10 protein-coding genes are annotated in these 11,790 nt (G+C 62.6%); 6 read left to right on the forward strand and 4 right to left on the reverse strand.

Annotated elements, in window-relative coordinates:
- Positions 1–10 precede the first annotated feature (10 nt).
- The 3 genes from N5D20_RS05760 to N5D20_RS05770 all read right to left on the reverse strand — a co-directional run bounded on the left by N5D20_RS05760 (position 11) and on the right by N5D20_RS05770 (position 2,744).
- Positions 11–1,033 (reverse strand): cation diffusion facilitator family transporter, encoded by a 1,023-nt coding sequence (locus N5D20_RS05760; protein ID WP_003821153.1) that lies wholly within the window; start codon positions 1,031–1,033, stop codon positions 11–13.
- Between the two features lie 133 nt (positions 1,034–1,166).
- A complete protein-coding gene (locus N5D20_RS05765) occupies positions 1,167–2,477 on the reverse strand; it encodes an MFS transporter (RefSeq protein ID WP_003821155.1) in 1,311 nt (436 codons plus the stop codon).
- Positions 2,478–2,486: 9 nt separating this feature from the next.
- The gene (locus N5D20_RS05770) at positions 2,487–2,744 is read right to left on the reverse strand and encodes a metal-sensing transcriptional repressor (protein WP_003821156.1); all 258 of its coding nucleotides are present in this window, start codon (positions 2,742–2,744) and stop codon (positions 2,487–2,489) included.
- A gap of 399 nt (positions 2,745–3,143) precedes the next feature.
- Here N5D20_RS05770 and N5D20_RS05775 point away from each other — a divergent pair, with 399 nt between their 5' ends.
- From N5D20_RS05775 to lpdA, 6 genes are all read left to right on the forward strand, one after another.
- On the forward strand, positions 3,144–4,355 hold the full coding sequence (locus N5D20_RS05775) for a TolC family protein (protein ID WP_223656232.1): 1,212 nt from the start codon (positions 3,144–3,146) through the stop codon (positions 4,353–4,355).
- Positions 4,356–4,389: 34 nt separating this feature from the next.
- Positions 4,390–4,941: a hypothetical protein gene (locus tag N5D20_RS05780; protein ID WP_015912829.1), complete on the forward strand. Its 552-nt coding sequence runs from the start codon at positions 4,390–4,392 to the stop codon at positions 4,939–4,941.
- Complete coding sequence (locus tag N5D20_RS05785; RefSeq protein WP_003821159.1) at positions 4,938–6,053, forward strand: HlyD family efflux transporter periplasmic adaptor subunit; 1,116 nt, start codon at positions 4,938–4,940, stop codon at positions 6,051–6,053. The genes N5D20_RS05780 and N5D20_RS05785 overlap by 4 nt, the downstream gene beginning before the upstream one ends.
- A 13-nt stretch (positions 6,054–6,066) precedes the next feature.
- Positions 6,067–9,213: an efflux RND transporter permease subunit gene (locus N5D20_RS05790; protein ID WP_012614056.1), complete on the forward strand. Its 3,147-nt coding sequence runs from the start codon at positions 6,067–6,069 to the stop codon at positions 9,211–9,213.
- A gap of 53 nt (positions 9,214–9,266) precedes the next feature.
- On the forward strand, positions 9,267–9,665 hold the full coding sequence (locus N5D20_RS05795; RefSeq protein ID WP_015912828.1) for a hypothetical protein: 399 nt from the start codon (positions 9,267–9,269) through the stop codon (positions 9,663–9,665).
- 105 nt (positions 9,666–9,770) lie between these two features.
- Positions 9,771–11,198 carry a dihydrolipoyl dehydrogenase gene (gene lpdA / locus N5D20_RS05800; RefSeq protein ID WP_015912827.1) on the forward strand — a complete coding sequence of 476 codons (1,428 nt, stop codon included), beginning with the start codon at positions 9,771–9,773 and terminating at the stop codon, positions 11,196–11,198.
- Positions 11,199–11,307: 109 nt separating this feature from the next.
- Here lpdA and N5D20_RS05805 read toward each other — a convergent pair whose 3' ends face one another.
- Positions 11,308–11,664, reverse strand: a complete 357-nt coding sequence (locus N5D20_RS05805) for a metalloregulator ArsR/SmtB family transcription factor (protein ID WP_015912826.1) — start codon at positions 11,662–11,664, stop codon at positions 11,308–11,310.
- Between the last annotated feature and the right edge of the window lie 126 nt (positions 11,665–11,790).

Genomic DNA, 11,790 nt, shown 5'->3' on the forward strand with positions numbered 1-11,790 from the left:
TAGCACGGCCTCAATGCTTGTGACCGGGAGCGGAGTGGTCATGGTCATGATTGTGCTCACTGTGGTCGTGGCCGCTGTGGTCCTGACGGCCTGTCGTGGGTTGCAGGCTGCAGATGTTCTCGTCAGCCTCCGAGTTCCAGTCGATTCCGACTGTGGCGTGTTCGATGCTGAACTGCTCTCGCAGCACCGCCTCGACGCGCTTGACCACAGCTCGCGCCTCCTCGTCCACGTTGGGTCGAACGTGTAGCGTGGCCATCGTGCGACCGGAAGTGAGTTGCCACACGTGAACATGGCTGACAGCCGCCAGGCCGGGCACAGTGCTCATCAGGCCTTGTTCCACCTTTTCCGGCGAAGCGTCCTCTGGCGCACCCTCCAACAGGATATGGATCGACTTGGCCAGGAGCTTCCAGGCGCTGCGCAGAATCAACGCCGCTACTAGAACCGACAGGATGGGGTCGATCGGAGTCCAGCCGGTGAAGTAGATGACGATCGCTGCAACGATGGCGCCGACAGAGCCGAGCAGGTCACCCATCACGTGGAGGATGGCACCTTTCACATTGACGTGATCGGTTTCGCCGCGGGTCATGATCCACAGCACGAGGACGTTGATCAGTAAGCCGAGCACGGCGACGATCATCATCGGGCCGGCGAGGATGACGGGCGGCGCCTGCAGCCGCTCCCACGCCTCGTAGGCGATCCATGCGACGATCGCGAACAGGGTCACGGCGTTCAGGAAGCCGGCGATGACCTCGAAGCGCAGGTAACCGAATGTGCGTTTGCTGTCGGCTGCGCGGCGACCGAATCGGAAGGCAGCGTAAGCCAGGGCAAGTGCCACGGCGTCGGTCAGCATGTGGCCAGCATCGGCAAGTAGGGCTAGCGAGCCCGACAGCACGCCGCCGACAGCTTCCACGAGCATGAAGCCGAAGATCAGGAAGAAGGAAACCAGAACCTTGCGCTCGTTGGCGCTCGTCACTGTGGGGGTGTGGTCGTGATCATGGTCGTGACCATGGTCATGTGCATTGGATTGGGACATGGGCGCCTCTGCTGGTTGAGTGTTTGACTATGGCGAAATATAACACATGAATATGTGTTCATGTGATATATTTTCGCTCACCCTTCTCAGCCTCCGAAGCCATGCGTTGTGATGCCGCAACGAGAAAATGTGCCTATCCTTTCGGCCAGATACGGTGCAGGTCATCCAGAATCAGCTGGTGATGGTGCCTGCCTTGGTCTGCGTGTGTGCGTAAATGAGGGTGATCCGGCGGCAAGCTGGGGTGGTCATGCGCCACGTCAGAAGGGTCGCTGGCCGGCCACAGCCAGAGCGTCAGCGCCACGCCGGCCAAGCCGACCAGGGACATGACAATGAAGGTCGATGGCAAGCCCATGACCGCGCCGAAGCGGCCGGCAAGTGGGTAGCAGATGAGCCAACAGGCGTGCGACAGCGCGAAGTGTGCCGCGAAGATCGCAGGACGGTCCTCGGCATGGGCCGAGCGGCGCAGAAGACGGCCGGATGGCGTTTGCGCCACGCTGTAGCCAAAGCCGATGATCAACCACAGCGGCAGCAACAATGCATAGCTCGGCAGCAGTGCGCCGATCCCCGTGCCCACGACCAGTACGGTAGCGCCGGTGAGCATCGCGGTTCGGTCGGCCACCTTTTCCAGTAAGGATGGCAGAACGAAGGCTGCCACCATCGAACCGCCTCCGAATGCCGCCAGTGCCGACGCCACTTCGACCTCGCCTAGGCCAAAGCGCGCCTTCACGAGAACCACCGTGTTCACGATCACCATGGCGCCCGCCGCCGAGACGGCCAAGCTGATCGCCAGCAGGCCCCGCAGGCGTGGCGTAGCGAGATAGATGCGTGTGCCGCGGGTCGTGCGATCCCAAATGCCGCGGCGCGGTCCGGGAATAGTTGTGGGCAACCGCACGCTGACCACGAGCGCGGCTGAAACGAGGAAACCGAGCACTGTTCCCGCGAACAGGTTGTGAAAGCTGATGACGGTCAGCAGCGCAGCAGCCAGCATCGGGGAAATCAGGCTTTCCAGGTCATAGGCCAGCCGGGACAGCGACAGCGCCTTCGTGTAGTCCTCTTCATCGGGAAGGATGTCCGGGATAGTGGCTTGGAAAGTCGGCGTGAAGCCGGCGGATGCCGCTTGCAGGACAAAGATCAGCAGATAGATCTGCCAGACCTCGGTGACAAAGGGCAAACAGATCGCGACAACCGCTCGTACCAGGTCCAGCGCTACGAGCAATGACCGTCGCGGGAACTGGTCGGCGAAGGCCTGTGCGACTGGAGCGACTCCCACATAGGCCAGCATCTTGATAGCCAGCGCCGACCCGAGCACCGCACCTGCATCGGCCCCGGCCAGCTCGTAGGCAAGTAGGCCGAGCGCTACCGTCATCAGGCCTGTGCCGACGAGTGCGATCACCTGCGCGGTGAACAGGTGGCGGTAGGTGCGGTTCTTTAGGACGGAGAGCATCGAGAGACCTCAGAGCAGTCTGGTTAGCGCCTTCATTTCGGCTAGAACGGAGTCCTCATCATGAGATAGGCAGTGGTCGATGTGGTCATGGATCAGGACGCGCTTGGCCGCTGTGACGGCGCTCTCCACCGCAGCGAGCTGGCGAGCGATGTCCAGGCAGGTTTCTTCTCCTTCGATCATCCCGATGACGTGTCGCAGATGACCCTCGGCGCGCTTGAGCCGTTTCACGAGATCTGGGTGGCTGGTGTGCTTGTGCATCTCTTTCATGCAGCAATCATATCCCCCCCCGGGGGATATGCTCAAGGAGTCTGCATAGCTGTTTGCGCAGTGGATTAGCCCCACCTCGCCTCTCGATGTCTTGCGCCCGACGCCCTCTCTAAGGCGATTGGTGCTCAAAGGATGTAAGGTTTTCTTTCCCATTCATATGAATAGATATACAATTGTTCATATCTAAGCCAGTGAACAGTGGCTTTTCAACGACAAGCACTTGCTCGGAAAGAGAACACCCAGCCGGGGGTAAGTACTGATGCAACACCGATGGAGAATTGAATGCTTCGCAAAGACATACGCAAGGGATGGATATGGGCGGTATCCACGCTTTGGGCCGGCACCGTGCTAGCCCAGCCAGTAGCCGCCCCTCACGTCCCATCCAGACCAGACAGCCACATGGTCGCCCAATTGTGGGAGTCAGCTTGGCAGCGGCAGCCAGAAGCCGCTGGAGAAGGCGCCTGGCAGCAGGCCGCCCAAGCACGCCAAGAGACGGCCGGCAGTTGGGTGGCAGGTCCGATGGCGCTGGAAGCCTCCACCAAAACTGATCGGTTCAACAACCGCAACGGACAGCGCGAATATGAAGTCGGGGTGGCTATTCCCCTTTGGATGCCTGGTGAGCGCGCCTCGTCGGCACGCTGGGCGGACGCGGAAAGCCTCGCGCTATCCAGCCGGATGCTGGCCGCCAAGCTACGCACGGCCGGACAGGTTCGCCAGGCATGGTGGGCATGGCAGCGTGCCCAGGCCGAATTGGTGGCGGCGCAGGATCGCACCCGCAGCGCGGACGAGTTGGCGCAAGATGTGGCTCGCCGAGTTCGCGCGGGCGACCTGGCGCAAGCCGACAGAAACCAGGCCGATGGCGCCTTGGCGTCGGCTCGTAGTGCCCTGGCCATTGCTCAGGCCGAAGAAATCACGCAGCGCGAGGCGTTGTTGGCACTGACCGGCATCGAGAGTATCCCGTCGCAGGCCGATTCCGCGCAGCCGGAGCAGTCAGGTGTCCGAGTTCAACCGGCATCGGCACAGCCGTCCGGCGCGTTGTTGGGTAACCACCCTGCGCTGCTGGAACTGCAGCACAAGGCGCTGGCGGCCCGCCGCTCTGCGGAACTGGTGTCCCATCAGAAGTACGCCAACCCCGAACTGACCCTGGCGACCACGCGGGATCGGGGCGGCTACGGCGAACGCTACAACCAGACGATCACGGTGGGTGTGCGCATTCCCTTCGGTACGGGTAGCCGTCATACCGAGCAATTGTCCAGCGCCAATGCGCAGGCACTGGAGGCTGAGTCGGCACTCGCGGCCCAGCGCACCCGGCTACTCTCGGAAATTCGAACTGCCCAATCGCGCGAACTGGCAACCAGCACCCAGATGCAGGCCGCTTCGGAGCGCCAGCGACTAGCCCAACAAACGCGCACCTTCTACCAAAAGTCGTTCGCGATGGGCGAGACGGACATGCCGACACGCCTTCGCATCGAGCAGGAGGCCACCGAGGCCGAGCGCGCGGCGCTGCTCGCCAAGGTGGAGCATGCCGCGGCCATCTCGTCCCTGTTGCAGGCACAAGGCACGCTGCCGCAGCCGACCGAGACTTTCACTGACATCTCCGGCACGCGCTGATCGGCGCGCGCTCAACCATCCTGGAACCTTAGAAATGTCGCAATCCTCTTTCTGGCGTGCAGCTGCCTTGTCCAGCCTCCTGCTTGGCAGTAGCGCAACGTGGGCCGGCGACGGCCATGACCATGGCGAAGCCGCTCCTGCCCCCGCAGCGGCCGCGCTTCCGCGCTTTGCCGCAGTTTCCGATGACTTCGAACTGGTGGGTGTGCTGAACGGCCAGCGTCTCACACTCTACCTCGACCATGCTGCCGACAACCGGCCGGTGACCGATGGCGAGCTGACCCTCGAGCTGGGTGGTCAACAGGTAAAGGTCAGCTCACACGGGGTTGGAGAGTTCGAGGCCGATCTGACTGAGCCGCTATCCGATGGCGAGACCTCAATCATGGCCACTATTACTGCGCAGGGCCAATCGGACCTGTTGACGGGCGTTCTCGATGTTCATAGCGAAGACGCCGAACACGAGCATGCCGTCGCATCCGGCCGTGTGGTCGTACTAGGTGGCGGTGCCGCAGTCCTCGGCGTCGGTGTCCTAGCGTGGGCGCTGCGCAGACGTACACGCACCAACGGTGCACTGCGAGGTGCAGCATGAAGCGCAACTTCCGTTTCCTAATGACGACGGCCATGGCGGCTGCATTGGCTCTGGCTGCTCCCGCGTTCGCTCACGACGGCCATGACCACGGCGACGAAGCGCCGGCTGCGTCTTCCAATGGCCCCCAGCGCCAGCCTGATGGCAGCGTGTTTCTTCCGAAACCGTCGCAACGTCAGATCGGTGTACGCACCCAGCTGATCAAGCAGGAGCCCTTGGCCCGCAGCCATGAACTGGCTGGCAAAGTAATCATGGACCCGACGACAGGCGGCAAGGTCCAGGCAATGGTAATGGGCCGGCTGGTGCCCGGGCCGGATGGTCTGCCGCAGATCGGCCAATCCGTGCGCAAGGGCCAGGTGCTGGCTTACATCGAACCGGCCAGCGGTGTGCTGGAGCGCTCAGGCCAGATGGCCCAGGTTGCCGAGCTGCGTGCGGGCCAAGCGCTCGCGCAGAAGCGCTTGGCCCGGCTGCGCGAGCTGTCGGAGACCGTGCCCCGCAAGGAGATCGAAGCAGCCGAAAGCGAAGTGAACAGCCTGACCGAACGCGCCCGCGCCTTGAGCGGGGGCCTCGCCGGCAGGGACGTACTGAAGGCCCCAGTCAGCGGCGTCATCGCATCCAGCCCCGCAGTTGCCGGGCAGGTCGTGGATGCGCGCGAACTGGTGTTTGAGGTGGTCGATCCGACCCAACTGCGCATCGAGGCGCTTGCCTACGATCCGGCAATGGCACAGAACCTGGCCGGTGCTGCACTCGCAGTAGGCGGTCAGAAGGTGCCGCTGAGCTTCGTCGGTGCCGCCAGCAGCCTGCGCGAGCAGGCCCTGCCCATGCTGTTCAAGGGCACCAGCGAAAGCCTCTCGCGCTTGGCGGTCGGTATGCCGGTGGTGGTCTTCGTGCAAGAGGCGACGACGGTACCTGGCTACCGCGTGCCTTCCGGTGCGCTGATGAAGAACCCTGCCAACCAGAACATCGTCTGGGTCAAAGACCAGGCCGAGCGCTTCGAGCCGCGTGTCGTGAACATCACTCCTTTGGATGGTGCATCCATCGCTGTCACTTCGGGCCTGGCGGACGGCGACCGCGTGGTTGTCGAGGGCGCGTCCCTGATCAATCAAGTTCGTTGAGGGGCACCATTCCATGTTCAAGTGGCTTCTCGAAAATAGCTTACGAAACCGGCTCCTGGTCATCATCGGGGCGCTGGTGCTGATGGCGTATGGCGCGTTCACCCTGACGCGCACGCCGGTAGATGTCTTTCCCGATCTCAACAAGCCGACCGTCACTCTCATGACGGAGGCTGGCGGCATGGCTGCCGAAGAAGTCGAGCAACTCATCACGTTCCCGCTCGAAACGGCCATGAACGGCCTGCCCAGCGTCGAAAGCGTGCGCTCGGTCTCCAGCGCCGGGCTTTCCTTCATCTACGTGACATTTGACTGGAAGACCGACATCTTCCGGGCGCGCCAGATGGTCTCCGAACGCCTGACGTCCATGGAGGAAGGGCTAGCCCCGGGCGTGACGCCCACTATGGGGCCAATCAGCTCAGTGATGGGCGAGATCATGCAGATTGCAATCCCCATCGGTGCCAAGCCCTCAGGGCAGAAGAACGCAGCCCCGCCGCTGTCGGCCATGGACACTCGCGAGTACGCGGACTGGGTGCTACGCCCCCGGCTGATGGCCATACCTGGTGTTGCCCAAGTCATCCCGATCGGAGGCGAGGTCCGTCAGTTCCAGGTCCAGCCCAACACCACGCGAATGTCAGAGCTGGGCGTGACTGCGTCCGATCTGGATGCGGCTCTCAAGGGCTTCTCCGCGAACACTTCCGGCGGCTTCCTGGAGATCAATGGCCGCGAGTACCTGATCCGCAACCTGGGCCGCACGTCCCGACTCGACGACCTGCGTAACCTGCCTCTCGCGGTGCGTGCGGGCCAACCCATCCTGCTCCACCAGGTCGCCGATGTTCAGTTTGCGCCAGCCATCAAGCGCGGCGATGCGGGCTTCGAGGGCCTGCCAGCCGTGATCCTGGGCATCCAAAAGCAGCCCACGGCCGATACGATTGCACTGACCCGCTCGATCGAGTCAGCGTTGGCGGACATGAAGGGCTCACTGCCGGCTGGCATGGCCGAGCCACAGGTGACCTTCCGACAAGCCAACTTCATCGAGGCGTCCATCAGCACGCTGCAAGGCAAGCTCATCGGCGCATCGGTCTTCGTGGCGGTGATCCTGTTCTTCTTCCTGGGCACTTTGCGCCCCCTGGTGATCGCGTTGACCGCGATTCCTGCCTCGATCTTCGTGACCGGGCTGGTGTTCCACTATTTCGGCCTATCAATCAACACCATGACGCTCGGTGGGCTGGCGATCGCCATCGGCGGTCTCGTGGACGATGCTGTGGTCGATGTGGAGAACATCATGCGGCGGCTCAAGGAGGACCGCACCCGCCACCCTGAGAACCGGCTGACGCCCCTGGTCATCGTTGCCAGGGCCTCGATGGAGGTTCGCTCGGCGATTCTCTACGCCACGATGATCATTGTGCTGGTGTTCCTGCCCCTGTTCGCGCTGCCGGGGATGGAGGGGCGCTTGTTCGTGCCGCTGGGCATCGCCTTCATCGTCTCCACGCTGGCCTCGCTGCTGGTCTCTGTGACGGTCACTCCGGTGCTTTCGTACTACCTGCTGCCCAAGATGAGGACGCTGGACCATGGCGACACTCGGCTTCTAGCCTGGTTGAAGACGCGCTATCAGGGCGGCCTGCAGCGGGTCTTGCAGCGGCCGCGTGCCGCCCTTGGCATGGCCGCTGTGGCTGTCACACTGGCTGTCGCCGCGGTGCCATTCTTCCCGACCACGTTCCTGCCCCCGTTCAATGAAGGAACGTTGCTGGTGGGCCTGCGCCTGAATCCCGGTGTGACGCTGGCCGAATCTTCGGCGCTTGCCCAGCAAGCCGAGCTGCTGGTCGCGCAGGTGCCAGAGGTGCAGCACGTGGGCCGGCGCAGCGGACGGGCCGAGCTGGACGAGCATGCCGAAGGCGTGCATGTCAGCGAGCTGGACGTGGGCCTGCTGCCCGCCTCGGAGCTAAAGCGCTCCATGGAGGAGATCACCGCCGACATCCGTTCGCGTCTGGCTCACTTGCCCGGCTCCATCGGCATTGGCCAGCCGATCTCGCACCGCATCGACCACATGTTGTCGGGGGTGCGCTCGCAGATCGCCATCAAGGTGTTCGGCGAGGACCTGGACGTCCTGCGCGGGCAGGCGGATCTGCTGCGCGCCAAGCTGGCCGGAATTCCGGGGCTTGCTGACCTGGAGATCGAAAAGCAGGTCCTAGCGCCGCAGATCAAAATCCGCGTGGATTATGCGGCGGCGGGACGCTACGGCGTGGCCGCACCGCAAATTCTGTCCACGCTGCAAAGCCTGGTCGAAGGCGAAAAGATCACCGAGGTCATCGAGGGCAACCGCCGCTTCGCGCTGGTGGTTCGCCTGCCCGAGCAGGCGCGGTCGATTGAGGGCTTGAGCCGCATCCTCATCGACACGCCCATGGGTCGGGTCCCGTTGTCGCGCCTTGCCACCATCGAAGACAGCGACGGCCCCAACCAGGTCAGCCGCGACGATGGCCGTCGACGCATAGTTTTGTCGGCCAACGCTCAGGGACGGCCGCTGTCCGAAGTAGTGGCCGACATACGCAGCGTCGTCCAAGAAGTGCGCTTGCCCGAAGGCTACTTCATCACGCTGGGCGGCCAGTTCCAGGCACAAGAGGAAGCCTCGCGACTGGTGGGCCTGCTGTCCATCGTCTCCCTGACGCTCATGTTCGTGGTGTTGTACACGCGCTACAAGTCGGTCGTCCTATCAGCGCTCATCATGGTGAACATTCCATTGGCCCTGGTCGGCGCCGTGTTGGGGCTGTGGCTGTCTGGCCAGCCGTTGTCCGTGGCCGCCCTGGTCGGCTTCATCACGCTCGCGGGTATTTCTGTGCGCAACGGCATCCTGAAGGTGAGCCACTACCTCAACCTCATGCGCATGGAGGGCGAGGACTTCGACCAGAAGATGATCGTGCGTGGCTCGCTCGAACGGCTTTCCCCGGTTCTGATGACCGCGCTGGTCACGGCCTTCGCGCTGGCCCCGCTGCTGTTCGAGGCGTCCCGACCCGGTACTGAGATCCTGCACCCCGTCGCGGTGGTGATCTTCTCGGGGCTGGTCAGCTCCACGCTGCTAGACACCTTCCTTACACCCGCCATGTTCTGGCTGTTCGGCCGCAAGCCTGCCGAACGCCTGCTGGACGACCGCGACGCGGAGGCATTCTGATGCAACGCCTTCTGTCACCCGATTTCAACCACCGTAACCCTATAGGAGCTTTCATGTCTGTTCGATTTCGTTCCCTCACGGCCGGCACCGCCCTCGCCCTGGCATCCGTCACCGCCTTCGCCGCAGGCGACCATGACCACGCGCATGACCACAAGCCGCTGCATGGTGGCGTCGTGACCGAAGTCCGGGACGTGGACTACGAGTTGGTCGTTCAGCCCGCAGCAGCGCAACTCTACCTGCGCGACCACGGCAAGCAGGTCAATGTAAGCAACACCAAAGCCAAGCTCACACTGTTGACCGGCTCACAAAAGCAGGAGGTGCAACTCACGCCTGCCGCGGACGGAAGCCGCCTCGAAGGCAGCGGGACCTTCGCCGCAGCCAAGGGCACGAAGGCCGTCGTCCAAGTCGAACGTGGGGGCAATACCGCGAGCGCCCGGTTCGTTCTGCCGTAGTGTTCAACGTGATCGTCAGGGAACGAGCTGTAATCTGGCGACCACCTGACAAAAGGCGCGACATAGGCGCTCACTATTTCCTCAAAAACTTTGGAGATGTAAATCATGGAAATGCATTTCGACGTCATTGTTATCGGTGCCGGCCCAGGCGGATACATCGCGGCCATTCGCGCTGCCCAATTAGGCATGAAGGTCGCTTGTGTAGATGCCTGGAAGAACAAGGACGGAAAGCCAGCACCTGGCGGCACCTGCAACAACATCGGTTGTATCCCTTCGAAAGCGCTACTGCAGTCGTCAGAGAACTTTGAACAAGCCAAGCACCACTTTGGCACGCACGGCATCTCCACGGGTGATCTGCGCATGGATGTGACCACGATGTTGGAACGTAAGAATCAGGTCGTGAAGTCCAGCAACGAAGGCATCCTTTATCTGTTCCGCAAAAACAAGGTCCAGTTTTTCAACGGCCTGGCGTCTTTCACCAGGACTGTCGATGGTGGCTTCGAGGTGAGCGTCGCCGCCGATGAGGCTGTTACCTTGGTGGGCAAGCAGATCATCGTTGCCACAGGCTCCAACGTGCGGCCACTCCCCAACCTACCGTTCGATGAGCGGGTCGTGCTCTCCAACGACGGCGCGCTGGACATCGCGGCCGTGCCCGATCGGTTGGCCGTCATCGGTGCCGGCGTGATCGGCCTGGAGCTGGGCTCCGTTTGGCGCCGCCTGGGGGCGGATGTCACGATCCTCGAAGGCTTGCCCAGCTTCCTGCCAATCGTCGACCAAGCCATCGCCAAGGAGGCGAAGAAGGCGTTCGACAAGCAAGGCCTGAAGATCGAACTAGGTGCGAAGGTTCGCGAAGTCAATGCAACCGAGGCTGGCGTGACTATTCACTACACCGACAGCCAGGGCCAGACGCAGTCCTTGCAGGCAGACAAAGTGATCGTGGCTATCGGCCGTGTGCCCAACACCGAAGGCCTGAATCCGGCCGCCGTGGGACTCCAACTGGATGAGCGCGGCGCCGTGCTGGTGGACGATGAATGCCGCACCAGTGTGCCCGGCATCTGGGCCATCGGTGACGTGGTGCGTGGCCCGATGTTGGCGCACAAGGCGGAAGAGGAAGGTGTCGCAGTGGCCGAGCGCATTGCCGGCCAGCACGGTCACGTCGATTTCAATACGATCCCCAACGTCATCTACACCAGCCCAGAGATTGCCTGGGTAGGCCGCACCGAGCAGCAGCTCAAAGAGCAGGGCACCGCCTATCGAATCGGTTCCTTCCCGTTCATGGCCAATGGCCGCGCGCGTGCGCTGGGCGACACGCCGGGCCTCGTCAAGGTGATCGCCGATCCTGCCACTGATGAGATACTCGGCGTGCATGTGGTCGGCCCGCAGGCCAGTGAACTGGTGGCCGAGGCCGTGATCGCCATGGCGTTCAAGGCCAGCAGCGAAGACATCGCCCGCATCTGCTTTGCCCATCCGACCCTCTCCGAGACGTTCAAAGAGGCCTCGCTGGCCGTGGACAAGCGCGCGCTCAACTTCTGATTGATCGGAAGCGGCATCCAAACCACCTCACCGAACGCAGCTGCGGGCGGTGGGGCGCATATCGCCATGGAACGTAGGCCACGCCGCAACGGCATGCTATGCCCAACAGTTACTCGTCGTTGTGGTCTTCCGCGATGTGGGTGGCCATATCCAGCAGCACCTGGTTCACGTGCTTGTCCGCCACCTCATAGAAGATCTGTTTGGCTTGGCGCACGCCCTTGACCAGGCGAGCACCGCGCAGCAGCCGCAGGTGGTGGCTCACCAGCGACTGCGAGAGTTCGAGGGTTTCAGCGATGTCCCCGACCGAGGAAGAGCCTTTCATGCAGCACAGCATGATTCTCAGCCGGGACGGGTCACCCAGGAGGCGGAATGTCTCAGCCAAGATGGTCACGTCATTCTGTGACAGCGATTCCAAATCGGCGCTGGGACCCTTCGGTGGGGTACTGAATGGCTTACTTGTATTCATTTTTAAAATATTTCCTAACCTCGAATGGCTGTTTTCGCCCTTCAGAATTAACAAGGCAGCGGCCGCTTAGGCGCGCGCAGCAAAGAACCAGTGCGAGCCTGGCAGGCAAGGCCTCCGTTCCCCGTG

Source organism: Stenotrophomonas sp. GD03877, from assembly GCF_029840555.1.
In the GTDB taxonomy this organism is placed as follows: domain Bacteria; phylum Pseudomonadota; class Gammaproteobacteria; order Xanthomonadales; family Xanthomonadaceae; genus Stenotrophomonas; species Stenotrophomonas geniculata.